21 protein-coding genes, 3 pseudogenes and 1 riboswitch are annotated in these 19,107 nt (G+C 40.0%); of the genes and pseudogenes, 14 read left to right on the top strand and 10 right to left on the bottom strand.

Annotated elements, in window-relative coordinates:
- The first annotated feature begins 43 nt into the window (after positions 1-43).
- On the top strand, positions 44-934 hold the full coding sequence (locus tag ACFYU8_RS05655) for a GNAT family N-acetyltransferase (protein WP_390295027.1): 891 nt from the start codon (positions 44-46) through the stop codon (positions 932-934).
- A gap of 63 nt (positions 935-997) precedes the next feature.
- Positions 998-1,261, top strand: coding sequence for an SOS response-associated peptidase family protein (locus ACFYU8_RS05650; RefSeq protein ID WP_391365458.1), 264 nt, complete (start codon positions 998-1,000; stop codon positions 1,259-1,261).
- Between the two features lie 692 nt (positions 1,262-1,953).
- On the opposite strand, the gene ACFYU8_RS05645 is transcribed toward ACFYU8_RS05650, so the two are convergent.
- The gene (locus ACFYU8_RS05645; RefSeq protein ID WP_390295031.1) at positions 1,954-2,889 is read right to left on the bottom strand and encodes a magnesium transporter CorA family protein; all 936 of its coding nucleotides are present in this window, start codon (positions 2,887-2,889) and stop codon (positions 1,954-1,956) included.
- A 384-nt stretch (positions 2,890-3,273) separates the two neighbouring features.
- A riboswitch (M-box (ykoK) riboswitch) is annotated at positions 3,274-3,441 on the bottom strand.
- A gap of 259 nt (positions 3,442-3,700) precedes the next feature.
- On the opposite strand from ACFYU8_RS05645, the pseudogene ACFYU8_RS05640 reads away from it, so the two are divergent.
- A pseudogene (locus ACFYU8_RS05640) lies at positions 3,701-3,784 on the top strand (SOS response-associated peptidase family protein); the annotation flags it as partial.
- 254 nt (positions 3,785-4,038) lie between these two features.
- On the opposite strand, the pseudogene ACFYU8_RS05635 reads toward ACFYU8_RS05640, so the two are convergent.
- Positions 4,039-4,464: pseudogene (locus tag ACFYU8_RS05635) on the bottom strand (Tn3 family transposase); the annotation flags it as partial.
- Between the two features lie 52 nt (positions 4,465-4,516).
- On the opposite strand from ACFYU8_RS05635, the gene ACFYU8_RS05630 reads away from it, so the two are divergent.
- From ACFYU8_RS05630 to ACFYU8_RS05610, 5 genes are all read left to right on the top strand, one after another.
- On the top strand, positions 4,517-5,197 hold the full coding sequence (locus ACFYU8_RS05630) for a FadR/GntR family transcriptional regulator (RefSeq protein ID WP_390295033.1): 681 nt from the start codon (positions 4,517-4,519) through the stop codon (positions 5,195-5,197).
- 61 nt (positions 5,198-5,258) lie between these two features.
- Complete coding sequence (locus ACFYU8_RS05625; RefSeq protein ID WP_390295035.1) at positions 5,259-5,906, top strand: MOSC domain-containing protein; 648 nt, start codon at positions 5,259-5,261, stop codon at positions 5,904-5,906.
- Positions 5,907-5,969: 63 nt separating this feature from the next.
- On the top strand, positions 5,970-7,148 hold the full coding sequence (locus ACFYU8_RS05620; RefSeq protein WP_390295037.1) for an MFS transporter: 1,179 nt from the start codon (positions 5,970-5,972) through the stop codon (positions 7,146-7,148).
- Positions 7,149-7,337: 189 nt separating this feature from the next.
- On the top strand, positions 7,338-7,733 hold the full coding sequence (gene merR1, locus ACFYU8_RS05615) for a mercury resistance transcriptional regulator MerR1 (RefSeq protein WP_390295039.1): 396 nt from the start codon (positions 7,338-7,340) through the stop codon (positions 7,731-7,733).
- Between the two features lie 25 nt (positions 7,734-7,758).
- Positions 7,759-8,211, top strand: coding sequence for a putative iron-sulfur cluster-binding metallochaperone (locus ACFYU8_RS05610; protein ID WP_390295042.1), 453 nt, complete (start codon positions 7,759-7,761; stop codon positions 8,209-8,211).
- A gap of 115 nt (positions 8,212-8,326) precedes the next feature.
- Here the strand turns inward: ACFYU8_RS05610 and ACFYU8_RS05605 are convergent.
- The 6 genes and pseudogenes from ACFYU8_RS05605 to ACFYU8_RS05580 all read right to left on the bottom strand — a co-directional run.
- Positions 8,327-8,845, bottom strand: a pseudogene (locus ACFYU8_RS05605) (SOS response-associated peptidase); the annotation flags it as partial.
- A 12-nt stretch (positions 8,846-8,857) separates the two neighbouring features.
- Positions 8,858-9,028, bottom strand: coding sequence for an SOS response-associated peptidase family protein (locus ACFYU8_RS05600; RefSeq protein WP_390295044.1), 171 nt, complete (start codon positions 9,026-9,028; stop codon positions 8,858-8,860).
- 97 nt (positions 9,029-9,125) lie between these two features.
- Positions 9,126-9,611, bottom strand: a complete 486-nt coding sequence (locus ACFYU8_RS05595; protein ID WP_390295046.1) for a hypothetical protein — start codon at positions 9,609-9,611, stop codon at positions 9,126-9,128.
- A complete protein-coding gene (locus tag ACFYU8_RS05590) occupies positions 9,583-10,788 on the bottom strand; it encodes a site-specific integrase (RefSeq protein WP_390295048.1) in 1,206 nt (401 codons plus the stop codon). The genes ACFYU8_RS05595 and ACFYU8_RS05590 overlap by 29 nt, the downstream gene beginning before the upstream one ends.
- Positions 10,789-10,812: 24 nt before the next feature.
- Positions 10,813-11,760, bottom strand: coding sequence for a hypothetical protein (locus tag ACFYU8_RS05585; RefSeq protein WP_390295050.1), 948 nt, complete (start codon positions 11,758-11,760; stop codon positions 10,813-10,815).
- Between the two features lie 3 nt (positions 11,761-11,763).
- A complete protein-coding gene (locus tag ACFYU8_RS05580; RefSeq protein ID WP_390295052.1) occupies positions 11,764-13,119 on the bottom strand; it encodes a tyrosine-type recombinase/integrase in 1,356 nt (451 codons plus the stop codon).
- Positions 13,120-13,231: 112 nt separating this feature from the next.
- Here ACFYU8_RS05580 and ACFYU8_RS05575 point away from each other — a divergent pair, with 112 nt between their 5' ends.
- Positions 13,232-13,606 carry an SOS response-associated peptidase gene (locus tag ACFYU8_RS05575; RefSeq protein WP_390295054.1) on the top strand — a complete coding sequence of 125 codons (375 nt, stop codon included), beginning with the start codon at positions 13,232-13,234 and terminating at the stop codon, positions 13,604-13,606.
- Here ACFYU8_RS05575 and ACFYU8_RS05570 read toward each other — a convergent pair.
- Positions 13,603-14,178, bottom strand: coding sequence for a DUF4269 domain-containing protein (locus ACFYU8_RS05570; protein ID WP_390295057.1), 576 nt, complete (start codon positions 14,176-14,178; stop codon positions 13,603-13,605). The two genes, ACFYU8_RS05575 and ACFYU8_RS05570, sit on opposite strands and share 4 nt — an antisense overlap.
- Positions 14,179-14,286: 108 nt before the next feature.
- On the opposite strand from ACFYU8_RS05570, the gene ACFYU8_RS05565 reads away from it, so the two are divergent.
- The gene (locus ACFYU8_RS05565; RefSeq protein ID WP_017249168.1) at positions 14,287-14,772 is read left to right on the top strand and encodes a DUF456 domain-containing protein; all 486 of its coding nucleotides are present in this window, start codon (positions 14,287-14,289) and stop codon (positions 14,770-14,772) included.
- Positions 14,773-14,822: 50 nt separating this feature from the next.
- Here ACFYU8_RS05565 and lexA read toward each other — a convergent pair whose 3' ends face one another.
- Positions 14,823-15,446: a transcriptional repressor LexA gene (lexA, locus tag ACFYU8_RS05560; RefSeq protein ID WP_007718939.1), complete on the bottom strand. Its 624-nt coding sequence runs from the start codon at positions 15,444-15,446 to the stop codon at positions 14,823-14,825.
- 162 nt (positions 15,447-15,608) lie between these two features.
- Between lexA and yneA the strand changes: the two genes are divergently transcribed.
- From yneA to ACFYU8_RS05540, 4 genes are all read left to right on the top strand, one after another.
- The gene (gene yneA, locus ACFYU8_RS05555; protein ID WP_390295060.1) at positions 15,609-15,947 is read left to right on the top strand and encodes a cell division suppressor protein YneA; all 339 of its coding nucleotides are present in this window, start codon (positions 15,609-15,611) and stop codon (positions 15,945-15,947) included.
- 76 nt (positions 15,948-16,023) lie between these two features.
- Positions 16,024-16,221: a DUF896 domain-containing protein gene (locus ACFYU8_RS05550; protein WP_007718933.1), complete on the top strand. Its 198-nt coding sequence runs from the start codon at positions 16,024-16,026 to the stop codon at positions 16,219-16,221.
- Positions 16,222-16,323: 102 nt separating this feature from the next.
- A complete protein-coding gene (gene crcB, locus ACFYU8_RS05545) occupies positions 16,324-16,689 on the top strand; it encodes a fluoride efflux transporter CrcB (RefSeq protein ID WP_390295062.1) in 366 nt (121 codons plus the stop codon).
- 38 nt (positions 16,690-16,727) lie between these two features.
- Entirely contained in the window at positions 16,728-18,977 is a 2,250-nt protein-coding gene (locus ACFYU8_RS05540; protein ID WP_390295064.1) for a HelD family protein, read from the top strand.
- The last annotated feature ends 130 nt before the right edge of the window (positions 18,978-19,107 follow it).

Genomic DNA, 19,107 nt, shown 5'->3' with positions numbered 1-19,107 from the left:
GATGATTACCAAATGTACAAACAATCAAATGGGAGGTTTTCACATGGGTGACTATCAATTGATTAGCGACTACAAGCAGATCGAAAAATACAGGGAAAGCTTTAATGACCTCGCCACGCAGGTCTTTCAGCTCGATTTTAAAGAATGGTATAACAAGGGCTTTTGGAATGATAACTATGTCTGCTATTCCTATATGGATCGGGATCAGGTCATTGCCAACGCTTCTGCAAGTAAGATGGTCGTGACATCCAACGGTAAGGACTATAAGGCACTTCAGATCGGAACGGTCATGACGCATCCGGATTATCGCAATCAAGGATTGGCAGCGAAATTGATGAACCATATCCTCCAGACATGTGAGATGGAATACGATTTTATTTATTTGTTTGCCAACGAAACTGTCCTCGATTTTTATCCGAAATTCGGATTTGAGAGAGTACAGGAAAGTAGCTTTCACATATTGGCATCCGATTTGAAAAAGCAAGTAGGACAAAAATCGGCCTTGCGCAAGCTGGATGTTGATAACGAGGCTGATTTTATCGTCATGAAGGAATTTGCTGCCGAACGAATCCCCGTTTCATCGAGATTTGGCGTCAAGGATAGCGAGCATCTGTTGATGTTTTACTTTCTTCTCGTTTTTCGGGATGCGATCTATTATGTCGAAGAGGAGGATGTGATTGTCCTATTTGAACAAGAAGATGACCAGCTGCATGTATTTGATCTCGTAAGTAAAAAAGCAGTTGATATAGAAGCGGTCACTTCTCACTTGATATCGGCTGAGACAACGATCATTCATTTTCATTTTATGCCGGATAGTGAGAGTGAAAAAATCCAGTCTGCATTGATGACCACGACAGAGGATGTCTTATTTGTTCGTCCTTCGTTAAAAATGGAGAGAGAACATTTTCGTTTTCCACTTACTTCACACGCATAAAAGGTTTGAAATGACACGCAGGGTGAAACAGTAAAATAGAAGAGAAAAAAGCAGACGTCCAGTATGGAAGGATGTGAGGGGAAAAGCATGTGCGGCCGTTTTACTCTCGTAACGAACTTGGAAAAATGGAAGGAACGGTTCCAAATCGAAGTCATTCCATTTAATGCAAAGCTACGGTACAATATTGCACCGGGTCAGTTCATTCCAGCGATTATTGCTGATCGCGGTAAGCGACGTATGGGTCAGTTGAGATGGGGGTTAGTGCCATCGTGGGCTGCCGATGAGAAGAGCAGCTACAGAATGATCAATGCAACTCTAATTGCCTAATACTTTGAAACCAGCTGACAATGGTTTTTTCAATATGTAAATGATGCACTACCAGTTTCTATAAACTGGTAGTTTTTTTATTCTCCATTGAAGGATATCTTGCGTAAAGGAAGAATGGTATTTGCTGAGTAAGCCGTACAGGGTTGTCAGGAGGCCGTCAGATACTTTGCACGGTTTCCCGGTTATTGTTTTTGATCGCAACAATAAAATACATTTACCTTTGACCGTATTTGCAAAAGAGGCACATGCCGCGACAAGTCAGAGTAGTGCCAATACGTACCTATTTGAGTCGGGAGGACGTGTGTCCGAAGATATTGGACTGACACTCGGAGACTGGTACTCCAGGGGACTTTTAAGGGAAGCGAATGCGTTTTGCAAGGGTAGCAATGGTCGACGTGTAAAATTTCTTAGATGGAACAACGAGACTTCAAAGTTGCTGCAAAGATTGATCTCCAAGAAAGAAATAGGCTGCCTTTCGGCAGCCTAAACTATCGAACCCATGAGCGTAATGACTCAGATTCTGATGATGTGTAACGATTTAACGTTACGACACCATCCCCAGGGTATATAAGTACCATGAACTTCCTAAACCTGTGATCAGAACAAGCAACATTAAAAGATAGTACCATCCTTCTTTTCTTATCATTTAACTGTCGCTCCTCCCTCCGTTTAATTAAAATTCTGCTTAGAAATTAAAAGTACTTCTTTCTCCAGAACAGGAGTGCTGTGACTGTCGTAATTGTTGCAGAGGTTATCATAATGATATTGAATGCCTGCGGGTGATCCTGCAAAGGAAGCTCGACGTTCATACCGTAATAGGTACCGATCACCATAGGTAATGTGATGACGATGGTGATCGAGGTAAGCAACTTAACTACTTGATTCAGATTGTTGGAAATGATGGAGCCGAAACCGTTCATAATGCTTCCTAAAATTGCGGTATATATTTCCGTCATTTTGATAGCTTGTTTGGTTTCGATTCTTACCTCTTCAAGCAGTTCCTTATCATCATCGTACATTTTCAGATAACTACCGCTCCAAAGCCGTGAAATCAGTAGACTGTTCGTCTCTAAGGACGTCGAAAAATAGACAAGGCTTTTCTGCAATTCAAGCAAGGTAAGCAGTTCATTGTTTTTCATTGATTGCCGCAAGGATTTTTCAAGGGTTTCCATTTGCTTGTTGATTCTTTTCAAGTACTGCAAATAATAAAGAGAGGTACTAGATAGAATTTGCAGAACAAAACGCGATCTCATATGAGTATGAAAATTTTTCATCTTACCTTGGACTAACTCATTCATGACTGCCGTTTCTTCTAGGCAAACGGTTAAGAAATAATCCTCCATAACCATGATACCCAGCGGAACAGTAGTATAGATATCCTTCATACCTTCTTTTGTGGAAACGGGTATTTCCACAAAGAGTATAACTCGATTTCCGTCTTTGTCGATACGCCCAATTTCTTCGTCATCAAGGGCATCCTGCAGAAAGTCAAGGTCAATATTCAAATCGCTGACCAATTTTTGCTTTTCTTGTTCAGCGGGATTGGTAAGATGTATCCAGCACCCTTTTTCAAATTGATCGAGTTCTTTTATTTTTCCGGTAACATCAGTTTTATAAATTCTCAACATGTTTATTCATCCTTTCGCATGTAACGAATCGGCGGTATAGATTTCCGCATAAAATATTTTCCTTACCCTCGAAGAACCAACAAAAAAGCTCTCCCTGTAATCAGAGAGAGCCGAGGAATCGGAAACGACCGTGTTACGCGAGCATGTCAAATAAGCATACTTACATACAGTCGTCCTAAGAAAAAAGACGAATGATAATAAGGTATGGGAAACATGTAGGAGCGTCGCAAGGCCGATTAGTTCTCTGAACAGGATATATATCGTTATACATTCGACTACTTGGACTACTTGGACTACTATCCATAAAAATGTTCCCCCCTTTCAAAATATAAAAAACCCTCCGAGTACATAGAGGGTTAGATAAGCGCACGAAACAACACCACTTTATCTCCCCCTAGCAGAGCTTTGGCACTATACAACGTAAAGGAAAAATCCTTAGCCATCTTAAGAAAAGCCTTAGTCCGGCAGTTCCTGTTCTACCCATTGGCATCTTTCGATATTTCCGGGCAATGGCCTATGTTTGTATAGGAGCCTCACCTAACGAGGACTTATTATTGACTTTGTCATAGTATCCCTGTCATTAAAGTTTGTCAACAACTAATTTCTAGCCCTCTTTGTTTCGTGGCCATGTCAAAAAGTACATTTTCTTTTTGAGACATTTCATTTTTTACTTAAGCTTTTTGACTTATTGTACATAATCCATCGTTCTGTTAATTTATTTCCTCATATACGAACTACCATTCTATATCTTTATTCCTTCATTTTAAAGTATTGAACGTGATTTTGAGTATATAGGTTAAAAGCGCGTTGCGAGACATTAAATGAAAAGCCTGCATTCAAACAGCTTTTCACCCGAAAGCGATGCATCCTTCCTGCTGACAGCTTTTTTTATTAAATGTCTAACAGAATTGCAATAACCTTTTCTTATCTTGGCTAAAAACAAAATGTATAACAAAATTACCTGTAAACGTCGTGTCTATAGAAGTGGTTATTCAGCTCTTCACAAAGCCCCAAAAACGTTCGTTTTCGGTAATGAATTCTTTTTAATCTAGGGGTCCCACCCACATTTTAACGAAAATATACTCTAAGCAAATTTCGACATAAAATGAGCCGGATTTTCTACTCTAAGAAAAAATCCGACTCTTATTTTTAAACTTGTTGTAAAGGACGAAGACATTCTAACGTTGTTGTATCTTTCATATTAAATCGGTACTCACCTAAAAAGTTGATATGCTCCCATCCTAGTGGTGAGATATGTTTTAATAGTTCTTCGTTAAACCCATGCGTACTTCTTAACATTTCTACAGCTTTACTTAAATATACGGTGTTCCATATAATGATGGCATTAATGAGAATACTTAATGCACTTGCTCGTTGCAATTGGTCTTGGAGAGCACGTTCACGGAATTCTCCGTGTTTCCCAAAAAATATTGCTCTTGCTAGTGAATTCATTGCTTCCCCTTTGTTTAATCCTCGTTGAACTTTTCTACGTAACGTTTTATCTGAAAGATAATCTAGAATAAAGATAGTTTTTTCAATTCTACCCATTTCTCTTAATGCCTTTATGACATTGTCAAAGTAACTTAAATTGGTTATCATAAAAACGAATAAAACAGGAGATGAGCAGATGAATACAAACTCAAAAAAGTCTTTTTCGAAAGTTTCTCATAGGAAGTTAGTGGATGAGGTCTTAGAACGTCTACAAGAAAAAATTTTTTCTGGTGAGTACGCAGTAGGCGATCGACTTCCTACAGAGCCACAATTAATGGAAGAGCTAGGCGTAGGACGTTCGACGCTACGAGAAAGTATAAAAATCTTAGTACATGCCGGCATACTAGAGGTTCGGCAAGGAAACGGTACTCGTATTGTATCACTAAGTATGGTACAAGATTCATTTGAAAAACGGTTACAAGATGCCAATATAGACCATGTGTATGAAGCAAGAAATATGTTAGATAAAGAAGTAGCTATGCTGGCTGCAAAACGCCGCGATGAGGATGACCTTTTACTCCTAAAAGGATATTTAAATAAGAGGAAGAACGCTCTTCACGAGGGAAATTATTTAGAATATATAGATGCAGATATTCAATTTCATCTATCTATTGCAAAAGCGAGTAAGAACCAAGTTCTGTTGGATTTGTATCAATCATTTGTACCCGTTCTTCGTCACATCCTAACCCAATTGATATTAAATACAAATAACTATCAAGACAACTCTGTTATTCACGAAAAATTGTTCCAGGCTATTTTAAATCAAAATGCAGAAGAAGCACAAACATACGCTATTCAAAATTTGGAGCTGAAATAAGCTCCTTTAATAACGACTAAAAACATCAGATGATATTATGAATTATGAAGGGAGATAGAAAATGTCAGAAACTATTTTTCAAGTAAAGTCCATCAATATTGGCAAAGTTGAAAATCTAAGCTATGGAAAAACTGTTATTTCAACAGCGATAAGAAAGCGTCCTGTCCAAGGAAGGATTTTTTTAACGAAAATAGGTTTAATTGGAGATGAACAAGCCTATAAAGAACATGGCGGAAAAGATAAAGCTTTGTGTGTGTATTCTTATAATCGTTACGCCTATTGGAGCAATATAATCCATAACATGATAGATGATTCACTCTTTGGAGAAAATATCACGGTATACGGTTTGACTGAAGAAAAGGTTCATATTGGGGATATCTTCGCTTTCGGAGAAGCAGTCATACAGGTTTCCGAGCCAAGGAATCCATGTTATAAGCTTGCTAAAAAATACGACGTTCCTAATCTAGCGTTTGAAATGCAACAAACAGGATATACCGGTTTCCTATGTCGAGTGCTACAAGAAGGTAGTGTGTCGGCAAGTGATTGTTTACAACTTGTTGCATCGCATCCTAAAAGGGTATCGATTTCACAAGTCAATCATGTTAAATTCCACAATAAATACAATAAAGAAGCACTAGAAAGAATTATTGAGGTGGATGCACTATCGGACAGTTTAAGAGAGTTACTATTGAAACGATTAAATAAATAATTACACCTTGAAACATCAGATGATATACTCAATATTGATGTTTTGAGAGAGGAGATATATAATTTGAAAAATAGAAAACGAACCTATATCTATATATTGGCATTATTTTTTGTTTCTATTAATTTACGTATAGGAATCACATCAATCTCACCTTTATTAGAGACAATTCGTCAGGACTTAAACATGAGCAACTTTTCCGTTAGTTTTCTGACATCTATTCCCGTATTATGTATGGGTGTGTTTGCATTACTTACAGGTAAGGTGAACAAGAAGTATGGAACAGAAAAGGCAATTTTAGCTTGTCTGATTTTAATTGGAGTTGCAACATGTATGAGAGCTTTTACTTATTCAGTTCTCACATTGCTTATTAGCTCTCTATTTATTGGTATTGGTATTGCGGTTGCTGGTCCATTGCTATCTGGATTTATTAAGGAGAAGTTTCCTACTAAGATTGGTTTAATGATAGGAGTATATTCAGTTGGAATGGGAACAGGTGCTTCCTTAAGCGCAGGGATGACTATCCCTTTACAACATGTATTGAAAGACTCTTGGAATATGGCACTTGCATTTTGGAGTGTGTTTACCATTGTTGCTCTTCTCTTCTGGTATCCCGTTATGAGACTAGATAAAACTACAAAAACACATAATAAACAAAACAATATATTACCATTAAAAAATAAGAAGGTATGGTTGTTTACAATCTTTTTTGGACTACAATCAGGTATTTTTTATTGTATTACCACTTGGCTTGCTCCAGCAACTCAAAGTGTAGGGTTAAATAGTCAGCAAGCTGGAACTCTGGTTACCGTCTTTACATTTGTTCAAATGGTATGTAGCTTTGTCATTCCAACTTTAGCGGATTTTTATAAAAATCGAACATTTTGGTTATTAGGTAGTGTGTGTTTTGTGGTAATAGGTTTGTCACTCATGATATATCCATTGACTACAGCATGGATTCCTTCTATTTTACTTGGAATTGGGCTTGGTGGATTATTTCCGTTGGCTCTCATGTTACCGTTGGATGAAACAAATACACCGGAAGATGCAAGTGCATGGACTGCCATGATGCAGTCAGGGGGATATATGATTGGTGGACTTATTCCTGTTTTAGCAGGTATTATACGTGACTTTTCTCGAAGTTATCAACAGGTGTTTCTCATGATATTATTTTTAAGCGTGATTTTGTTCATTTTAACTTTAGTAATGAATCAGAGAAAAGTAGAAACTAAGAACTTACAGTAATATCCAGTTGTTACAATAAAAACTCAGAGTGGGCTTTTCCTTAGAGTAGAAAAGCCCATTTTCTTTTTTATGGAATTTGCTTAGCGTATATTTTCGTTAAAATGTGGGTGGTCCCCCATCTAAGAGAGAAAAATATCTATTGACTCTGTACTTAAGTACAGGGTTTATACTACATGTGAGGTGAGGCAAATGCAGTTTCGTATCGGAGAACTTGCTGATAAATGTAACGTTAACAAAGAAACTATTCGGTATTATGAACGAATCGGATTAATTGCAGAACCTTCTCGTACCAGTTCAGGCTACCGAATTTATTCAGAACAAACAGCCGACCGTATAAGTTTTATTAAACGCATGCAGGAATTGGGATTCGCATTAAATGAAATCGACAAATTGTTAGGTGTTGTTGATCGAGATGAAGTAAAGTGCCGCGATATGTATGATTTCACTGTTCTAAAGATAGAGGACATCCAGCGTAAAATTGAAGATCTCCAAAGAATTAAACGAATGCTGGTGGATCTTAAAGAAAGATGCCCCGATAACAAAGATATTTACGAATGCCCCATTATTGAAACAGTGATGAATTAATAAACTGCATAAGGAGTGATACAAAATGGAAAGCTGTTGTCAAACATCCTTTGAAAAGCCAACAACACCAATTCAATGCCCTGTTTGTCAAAAAAAGGGCAAAAGTATTCAATTGATTACGATTAAGGCATTGCTTCAATCAACAGCGTTAGAAACCATTCACCCTGAATTGACTTACGCTTTTTGCACGAATTCATCTTGCGAAGTTGTCTATTTTAGTGATGAACAGACCTTTGGCAAAGATATGCTCAAAGTCTCGGTGTTCCAAAAAGACGATGCGTTGGATGTACCTGTTTGCTACTGCTTTGGATGGACAAGAGAACGCTTAATACAAGCTGTTCAGGAAAATCAGCATCCAATTGACCATATACAAGAACAAGTTCAAGCTAATCGTTGTGGATGTGAGGTTAATAACCCACAAGGAGCCTGTTGTTTGGGCAATGTCACTACATTCATTCGGACCCTTGACAAGATCTAATCTCTTGTCAGCTCAAAAAAATCAAAAATTCTTACGAAAAGAGCTATAAATTAGTACGATATCAGCAGATTTCCTTAACGTACAGGAAATCTGCTTTATTTATGTAAAAAATTGCTTAGCGTACAAAATTTCCATTATGTTGGTGGCACGCTAATGGGACAATACATTCAGGTACATCGTTTTTAACATTACCAACTATAGACCTGACTGGGTACACCTTCATTAATTTTTCATCAAATGGCTGGAGAACGGACTGCAGAAGGTCCAGATTCGTAACTCTACGATCTAACCACAACGCCTCCTGACTGCGTGGAATAATTACTGGCATTCTATCGTGTACCTCAGCGACAAGTGAATTAGGCTTGGTTGTGATGATAGTGCAACTGTGTACTACTCGACCATCTGTAGTTTTCCAAGTGTCATATAACCCTGCGAAAGAGAATATGGATTCATCTTTCATCATAAATCGCATGGGAGTCTTGCCTTTCTCAGTATTCGCCCATTCATAGAATGAGTCAGCAATGAGTAGACATCTCTTCTTCGGTAATAGGTGACGAAAGCTTGGTTTATCAACTAGGGTTTCTGCACGGGCATTTAGCATTTTATTACCGACTTTATCATCATTAGAGAAAGAAGGAACTAACCCCTACTTTAACAATCCAATGCGATTGGTTCCATTGTCATTGATGACCGCTGGAATCATTGTTCCAGGACTAATGTTATATCTCGCTTGAATTGGGAAAGAGCCATCCTCTAATTCGTACCGATTCATCAACACTTCTGGATCTGAGACCACGAGCGTAAACCTTCCACACATGAAAATCACCTCATTAATGATTTAGGGTTGTAGTGTTCTATTCTGTACCTCGAATGACTAGTTCCGTTAAACAACTCTTCACAATAATTCGGAAGAATTATTTCGGAAAAGCCTTAAATTGTTCTGAGATCCAAATCTGCATTTGTTCAGCAATAAATTGCTCCGCAGAAATCAATTGATCTATTAGCTGTTCTTTTGTCATCTGTCTGTAACGTTTACGGACATCATTCAGATTACGTTCTAATTTAATATGATAAAAATGCTTTGTTGAAGTAGTCTCTTTTTTCACTTTACGACGATTTTGTAAGGCTAAATTCTTTTTATATGTAGTACTATGCTGAACGTAGTATGTATGCAGTTCTTGGTTAGTTCGGATCGTATTTTGATGTATTCCCTTACCATCTGGATCTATCTCTTTAGATTTTTTTACAATAAGTGAATAAGTGATTTCCTTGGCCTCACGAACTAACTCGTTTATTGCTTTTACTCCAAGCTCTAATGAACGACTAGATCGTTTTTGACGCGCAGCCTGTAACCATTGGGGGTCATTTTTATTATTCTTGGATTCGGAGTTTAGGCTCATACAGTTCATCCTTTTTATATTTCTCAATTAACTCAATTTCGAGTAATTCCTTATCAGCTGCTCTTATCGCGGCCTTCATTTTTTGGGCTTCAAGAGGTTGGTGTTGCTCCTCCCACAACTTCAAACTCTGTTCCGCCCAATTTCTATATACAATTAGCTCATGCTTTTTTTCAGGTGTAGGAACTTTCCCTCCACAACCAACGCAAGCCATCTTTACGGGGCAAACCGCATCAACAGAGCATAAACCTCCCACAGTCTGGGTGTAAACACCGATATTCTTTTTAGCTTTCTCCAGAGCCTGAAGCAATTCATTGGGTTCACGTAAAACTGTAGAGTTTATTTCAATATACGTAGCCATAATTTGATGTAACTCATGGGTCTTTAATGCGACTTGGCTGTCGGTTGCCTCAGCGTAATATTCTGTTGTATTAAAATCTTTTTGATGCAAAATAGAAGCAATCAAATCGATTGGCATTTTTGGGGCATATTGTAAGTGGTTTGCAAACGCGTGACGCAGCAAATGAGGTTTAATGATAATCGGATTGTTTTCCTGGTCTTCAAAAATCATTACGTGTAATAAAAATCGCATACAAGCTGTAAGATCTTGTCTATTAAGACCAGTATGGCTGTATTGAAACAAGTAGGGTGATTCTTTGTCGATAAGTTGACCTCGTAAACCTCCATACTTTACATTAGGAATCTTACCGTCGATATAATGATTGATGAGCAAATTTCGAACTTCTCGAATAACTTTCACAGATTCATCTGACAAATAAAAATTCTCAGGTTCTGTACGTCCCTTAGGTATTGCTCTAAATAAATACCTTGTTATTTGTTTGTCACCGTCCGTTATGTTTTTAACTATAAAGCAATCTTTCGTATTACGAATTTGTAGTACTTCATTAATTCTTGCTCCAGTCGTCGTAATAATATCAAGAGCTGCTAATCCAAAGGTAGCAGCAGAAAATAATGGCTCGGGTTGAAAAATGGTACCTTCTGATTTCCTCTGAGTCCTTGTAATAAAACTCCCTTGTGTCATAACACCGACGGGGTCAACTGCAAAAGGCTTTGGGTAAGAATTAGGAGCTAGAGCATCACCATATCCCCACTTGAGTAGAAATTCTTTTTTTCTCTCTTTAATTTCATGATTAGTGCTTGTTCCCCAACCTCCTAACACACCTTCTTTGAGTAAATCTTCAAATCATAGCCCTTCTGGTTCAGATTGACCACAAAGTGCTTCTTTAGTATTTTCAGCCTTTACAAATTCCAAAAAGAACTCTTTATTTTCATCAGAATATGTCCTAGCTTTACGCTTTGCCTCTCTCACTTTCTCTTTTGAATATTTATCTTGATGAGAAAGTACGAAAGATCGTTGATCCCAAAGACGAAAGAAAAATGTTACTGCATTTTTGATTGTCACATCATTGACATCTTTATCGTCGTAATTAAACTCTAGAGGAAGTGGTATGTTTTTACATTCAACTTCCTCTATAACCTTTAAAAATTGGACACGGAGACGCTTCAATTGATTCCATCTTAAATGTGCTTCTGCTCGAAGGCGAGGATAAAGCGGAACAATGGCATCCGTCTCGTTTTTTCGAGTTTGTTTTGCCTGTTCATTTGCAGATCTCCATAGATGAATTTCTTTTGGATGATACGAGAAGGGAGGAAACACATATTGCTTTAATTTAGAGACTATAATCTCATCATATTTTGTTCGAAGCCATTCATGGACAAGCCGATTACATGAGTTATAGAAGTTTAAAAATTTTAATCTTTTAGCGCTACTATGTGTCTCCAAAATCTGATTAGTAAGATATTTATAAATATGTTCATCAGGTATTAATTGATCGATTGAAGTCAGGCCATAAGTCGAAAAAAGGTCTTTCAATCTCGGATTTATCTCTTGCATGGATCTAAGAACGGTTACCAAGTCATATTGATTTAATGTTCTGACTAATACAATTAAGGCTAAGTGATTTGTCCACGGTAATTCTAAACAATTTCTAATAAAATATCCCAAAGATTTTTCGTGAACGCTCTCCCAAGCAAGGTTGCCTTTTCCATCCCTGATATCTAGTATTTCTTCTGCGATTTTTCCTTTTAGCGCCTTATACCATTTAGAATCCACTTCACTTGCTGTTGACAATGTTTAATCCTCCAATCCTGCAAAAAAGTCGAGTATTTCTTCATCCTCGATAATTACCTTCTGAGGGATTAATTGATCATTTCTGGAACGGACCGTTTTCTTTTTTCTCTCAATCTTGTATTCTTCCTCAGCAACTTTCATCTTCTGATGAACCTGCTCGATCAATTTTATTTGTTCCTTTTCGTTAAAGAAATGCTCATAGACTTCTAGCGTTTCTTTGCTTTTCCACTTCATATATCTAATAAATTCCTTTAAACGTATTGATCTTTCAACCTCCGTTAGAGATGTCTCATAAATAACACGCAATACATTAGTAACATACCAATGTCTTGCCTTGTGAGGATTCACATTTAATCCGGCTTCTTTAATTGTCTTTTTCCAATGGGGATACCATGCATGATAGGTGTACGCAGTTCCTCTTTCGGTCAAGAATAAAGGGGCGTCATTTGGTAATTCCTCAAACGAATACCCATTTAAGTCACATTTCTTTCGTTCGTTGTTTATATATCTCATCAGTAGGGTGTATGTATCATCACTGAATAGTAAGTATTTAACTCGTCGGCCATGACTCCCTTTGAAGGTTGAAGCCTCCCTAATTGACCTCCTAGCACGATAGTCCCCAATCGTTATTTGAATTACCTCTGTTGCTCTTGCACCCGTTTCAAATAGTAACCTGGTTATGACTTCATCTCGTAATCTCCAGCCTGTATCTTTCCCGCCTTTATATATTTGTAAAGGTAGGGAGGGGTCATCTATGATTATAGGGTGCCATTCTTCATTGATAATCTTAAAGAATGAATCGGTTTGGCGGCGATACTCATGGGGTAAAGGCTTTTCTGTACCGGCAACCGAGGGCATCCTAGGGAGTTCCTTTCTTTCACCCATCAGGCTTATTTTAGCCTCATTAGAAAGTGCCATAGAATCAATTAAGGGGTTAGGGTAGGAGTAGAATCTTCGGTGAATCATAGCTTTGTAAAACACTTTTACTGCCGCCAAAAATCGATTAATGGTATTTGGACTCTTTCGTGTTAGATGCACAAATTCAAACGATTCATATGGACGAACCTTACAGTACATTTCCTCCACGAGATAATCTTTTAGTGCTACTCTTATACAATCTGGTTCCATATCCCAACAAACACGCTTGCCCTTATAATTACTAAATTGATTAAGCCAATCAAAAAATGGAATTAATATGTCAAGATAATTTCGAGCAGAGGATTCAGCAATTCGGTCCTTTTCATGGTCATAAAAATTTGTGAGGGGGGCAAAAAGGTTTCCTCTAATATCAAAAACTATGAGGGAGTACTTACTGTTGATCCCTTTGGGGCAAATCTTATAGAAATAACCGTCCTTCATTGTTGATTGGATTCCCCTTTATCATATAATATGGTACATTCTATCAAATCATTGAAATTAAATGAATTAAACTGTATTCAATAGAAATTAACCTTACATATTATATGAGTGGATGAACGCCATCACAGGGAAACAACCTATGCGGATTATGATGAAGAGCGGAGAACCATTCGCTTTTGCAGGCCTGTATGATACGTGGACGAATCAAGAGGGAGAAAAAGTACATACCTGTACAATTGTAACGACAAGGGCGAATGAGCTCATAGAGAATATACATAAGCGAATGCCTGTCATCTTAAAGAAAGAGATCGAGGGTATATGGCTTGATCGGGAGAGGTATGATCAGTTGCAGCTTCAGTCGCTGTTTACCCCCTATGATTCCAGCGAGATGAGGGTGTATCCGGTATCGACCAAAGTGGGCAGCCCCAAAAATGATGATCCTTCTTGTATTCAAGAAGTAGAGGTCGGTTCTTTATTTGTAGATTAAACTTTTCGCCAGAACTGAACTCTTTCACGTAATTCCTGTTCGGATAACAGCTCTAATTCCAACAATGCCTCATATGGATCTTCACCCGGAATATCAAAGTATTGAGCAAAGGCAGGCTCTGTTTTGATGTCGCTTTTCTTCAGAGACCTGATCTGTTGGTACGCATCCAAGCCGCCTATGTCTAACAGCCGTGCTTCGATGTCCATATGGCGATAAGCATTTTGCTTTTCGACAGCTACGGGTTGAGCAAACAATTCAAACCAAAAGTCAGCTGTGAAAAACTGAATGACGCACGTGGGAATACGTTTCACATCTAGGTGTGTCACTTCAAATCCATGCAAGCAGCCAAACGCTGTTCGAACAGCCTGCTCAAATTGTTCCAGATCATGACTCTCGCAAATAATGTCCAGATCGCTTTGCTTGACGTCAATATCCAATGGAATCGTTCCGGCAAGCACTGGGCGGTAAACGGATAGGACTTCCATGATGTGAGTCTTTTGAATCGCTTCCCACGCCGCTTTTTGACGCAGCGTTCCTCTGCCCAAGTAAGAGAGATCATACCAATTTCTCATGCGACTACCTCCATGTCTGCTTTCTTTTAAAATAGTTTAGACAAAAGTGAATAAGTACGCAACGAAATCGGTAATCACTCGTATACCTAGATGAAGGGAGTGTAATGGATGGAAATATTTTTGTGGGTCGTGGTTGTGTTATTGTTCTTGCTAAGCATCGCAGGAATTTTTTTACCCGTTCTACCTGATACAATATTGCTGTGGGCGGGCTTTTTGCTCTATCACTTTTTCATAGCAGATCCGGGAGCGGGATTGCCGGCATCCTTTTGGTGGGGAATGGTCGTTCTAAGCATTCTGCTTTACGGTGCTGACTTGCTGACGAACATGTACTTCGTGAAAAGGTACGGGGGGTCCAAGTGGTCGTCCATTGCCGCTGCGGTCGGAATTATCCTCGGGATTTTTGTTTTCCCACCGTTTGGAATGCTGATCTTGCCGTTCGTATTCGTCGTCCTGGTAGAACTGATGGTGCAGAAGCAGTCGATGGAGCGAGCAGTGAAAGCGGGCGTAGGTTCATTGATCGGATTTTTGGGTAGTGCGGTCGTAAAAGTCATTCTGCAAGTTACGATGATCATCTGGTTTTTTATCGCCAGATAACATACAGAAAACGAAAAGGACAGCAGAGGCTGTCCTTTTTTACGTGGAGACTAGTGAATGAGTCGATAGACACCGATGACTTTACCGAGAATGGTGACATGCTCCAGAATGATCGGTTCCATTGTGGCATTTTCCGGTTGTAGTCGGAAGTGATTCTTTTCTTTGAAAAATCTTTTGACAGTCGCTTCGTCTTCTTCTGTCATAGCTACGACAATGTCACCATTGTTCGCTACGTGCTGTTGGCGAACAATTACGTAGTCTCCGTCGAGAATCCCGGCATCAATCATACTGTTTCCGGAGACGCGTAGCATATAGACCTTGTCAGAAGTCACGATATTGTCTGGAAGCGGGAAGTATTCTTCTACATCCTCAATGGCAGTAATCGGTTGTCCAGCGGTTACTTTTCCGATTACAGGCACACGAACGACAGAGTCTTCGAAATTGTCTTGAAAACGATCTTCATCGGATAGCAATTCGATAGCGCGCGGCTTGGTAGGATCTCGACGAATGAGGCCTTTTTTCTCTAAACGTGCCAAATGTCCATGTACCGTTGAGCTGGAAGCTAGTCCGACAGCCTCTCCAATTTCACGGACAGATGGTGGATATCCTTTATCACGAACTTCCTTTCGGATGAACTCGATGATGGCTTGTTGTCTACTCGATAATTTTGACATAGAAAGACACCTCTGATTTCTCGAACATATTTTCCTATATTATACCATGGGAGCTTGCGTTCGACAAACATAAGTTCGATTCATCGTTGACATGAACATATGTTCTCATTTATTATGAGGTTACAAGGGGACAGAACGTATGTTTGTTAGGAGGCCATTATCATGAATTCATTGACAGTACGTAATCGTTTCGAGAAAAAGGAAGAACGCCGTGTTCGTTTTGGTATCACGAGAGGACAAGCTCTCTTGTTTCTTATTACATTTACTCTCTTTTTTTATTTGTTGACCGAACTAGTGTTTGCTTCTTCGGTTAAAGAGGAACCACACGGCACAGAAGTAACCGTACAATCCGGAGACAGCCTATGGACGTTAGCCGTTCGATACAAAGCAGATCAGCAAATGGATATTCGTGACTATATAATAGAGATTAAGGATGCGAACGGATTGGAGAGCAACAGGATTTACCCAGGTCAAACTCTGCTCCTTCCTGATGCTTCGTAAGTGTTCGGCTGTCTTGCGGGATCATTCGAATGTGGTATAATGAAGCGGCACCATTACAGAGTGGGAGGAACCAGCAGTGGTATCTGACGCAGAAATTAAGCGCATTAACGAATTGGTCAAAAAATCTCGCGAAGAAGGTTTGACCGAAGAAGAAAAACTCGAACAAAAAGCGTTGCGCCAAAAGTACATTGACGCCGTTAAGCTTTCATTGAGAGCAAATTTGGATTCCATCCGTTATGTGGAAGACCTTGAAGAAAATAAGCCAAAACAGTAAGATAACAATTACTGATACGACAGACATCCTCGCTTGACGCTAGGGTGTCTTTTTCTGTGACATACATAACGAGAACATTTTACTAGCCAGGGAGGGAAGGAGATGGCGTGGATAGCTGTCGCGGTTGGAGGAGCAGTTGGCTCTCTTTTGCGCTACCTATTGTCTTTGCTCGCTAATCAACCAGGATGGCCGTGGGGAACCTGGATCGCGAATGTTTGTGGATCATTGATCATCGGCATCTTGTTCGTACTAGGGAAAGAACGTGACTTTTTATCTCCGACACTCTATCTCTTATTTGCAACGGGTGTCATGGGAGGATTTACGACTTTCTCAAGCTTCTCCTTGGAAGTGGTCTCGTTTTGGGGAGAAGGCCATCTATTGCGTGGCACTTTGTACGCTCTTCTCAGTTTGGGAGTCGGTCTACTTTCTTGTGCAGTTGGAATATGGATGGCTAGGCAATGGTCCTGATACGTTCAATGACACGATACATGTGAGGGGGAATGAATGTGAGTACACAGCATCGTGATTATGAGTTGGAACAAAAAAAGCTGGATGAAACAGTTTCAGCGATCGACGAAGAAATCGAGCAACTTCGCAATGATATTCGCGAGGCAACAGATGACTATGTGAAACAGGTCGTTAACTATAAGAAAGCAAAGGATTTGCGCTACCTGGAAGATCAGGGTCGAGAGAAGCCTTATTTCGGCAGAGTGGATTTTTTGAAAGATGAAATCTACGAGCTGGATCAGGTCTACATAGGAAAACGGGGAATTGTACGCAGCGATACGTTTGATTCCGTCGTCGTGGATTGGCGTGCGCCTATCGCCAGTCTTTATTATTCCGGCGAGAGCAAAGACGCGTTCTACCGGATGGGCCGCGAAATCGTGCGTGGAGAAGTCCGATTAAAGCGTAATTTTGCGATCGAAGACAGAAAGATTGTCGGTATCTTTGATGGAGCGGTAAAAGAAACGATTAACCGCGAAATGGGGCATCCCGACGAGTTTTTGCAAGAGGGCTTTATTGATGAATTTTTGGCAGCCAATCTGAATCAGGCGAACGATAGCAGGCTAAAAGACATTGTCGCTACGATTCAATCCGAGCAAAATGATATTATCCGTGCGGAAAAAGAACGGCCTATTGTGGTGCAAGGGGTAGCGGGGAGCGGAAAAACAACGATTGCCCTGCACCGACTCTCCTATTTGATTTATAACTACCAGGATTCCATGATGTCAAAAAAGTTCATGGTGTTTGCACCCAACCGAATGTTTCTTACCTATATATCCGAGGTCTTGCCTGAGCTGGGAGTCGATGACGTTCAACAGTCTACCTTTGTAGATTGGGCGGCGCGTCTAGTGAAGCCTCTGCTGCCAAAAGGATGGAGAATCGTCAGTCCCGATAAGCCACTTCAATTGTTCTTCGAAGAGGGGCAGGATGAGCGCCAGCAAGAAATGACGCGAAACAGGCTTCGCTTCAAAGGATCGCTCGCTTGCCGGGAGGCACTGGAGCAATACATTCGGTATATCGTCGAAACAAGAATTCCTTTTAAGAAGCTCAGCTTTTTATACAACAAAACGAAGCAAGTCTTTTCGATCCCGGGTGATTTTATCCGCCAATGCTTCTTGGAGCTATTCGCCAATATGCCGTATCATCGGCGGGTAGAAGCGCTTCGCAAGCATCTGAAACAAGAAATGAACAAACAATTGTTTGCCCATTTGCGAGAGCGAAAAGTCGATTTGGACAAAGAAGGCTTGTACAAATTCGAGAAAATGCTGGAGCAAATACTGGATACGTACCTGACGACCTTTCCGCGACTGGAAATCTTCGCAGCTTATCGCGAGCTGATTGCTGATGAGGAATTGTTGCGCAAACTCGTACCGGCTGACATTTCAGACGAGGTCGTGCGCGATGTGACCGAGTCAAGTGCAGCACTGTTTGCAGAGGAGAGATTGGAGCCGGAAGATATCGCGCCATTGTTATACTTACAGCATATTGTTGAGGGCATGAATAAAGCAGAGCATTTCGATCATACGGTCGTAGATGAAGCGCAAGACCTGAGTGCGTTGGAAATCGCGGTCATTGCACTCGCTACCAAGCGAAACTCGCTTACGATTGTGGGAGATATTGCTCAAGGCATTCATAGCTACCGGGGTATTCATGCGTGGGAAGAGTTAACGAAGGGAATTTTTGCACAGCTGTTTCCTTCCTATTATACGCTGTCGCAAAGCTATCGCTCGACAATTGAGATCATGCACTGTGCCAATGAAGTATTACGGCAAATTGAATTGCCAGAGACGGTATTGGCCAAACCGGTTTTGCGACATGGTGAAAAACCAATCATGGTCAAGACTCGTTCACGAGCGCAACAGTGGGACGACATCTCTCAGCGTGTAGCTGCCTACCAATCGGAAGGCTTCAAGACGATTGCGATCGTTGCGAAAACCATTCAAGCGAGTAAAAAAGCACATAAAGGCCTGCAAGACAAGATAGCCGATTTGACTCTGTTGGGCAGCAAGGATAACCAATTCCCGGGTGGCGTAACCGTCATGCCTGCTTTTCTAACAAAAGGCTTGCAGTTCGATGTGGTCATTTTACTGGATGTAGACGCTTATCAAAATAATGAATGGGACGCAAAACTGTTGTATGTCGGGATGACGCGTCCGGTTCATCGGCTTGTTATGACGCAGGTTGATGATGTTTCTTCCCCGTTGCTGAAAGATTTACCCTCAGAGCTGTACACCAGGGCTATAGACGAATAGGAATCTCATCATCAAAGAAAACCCTCTGCCTATAAATGGTATTATCCCCTTTAGGTGGACAGTAAGAAGAAGCCCTTTACTGTTTACATGGAGGGGAATTTTTATGAGCAGTACTAAAAAGTCGTATTTC

The organism is Brevibacillus sp. NPDC003359 (genome assembly GCF_042878995.1).
Lineage (GTDB): Bacteria > Bacillota > Bacilli > Brevibacillales > Brevibacillaceae > Brevibacillus.
This window is presented reverse-complemented; position numbering and strand designations above follow the sequence as displayed.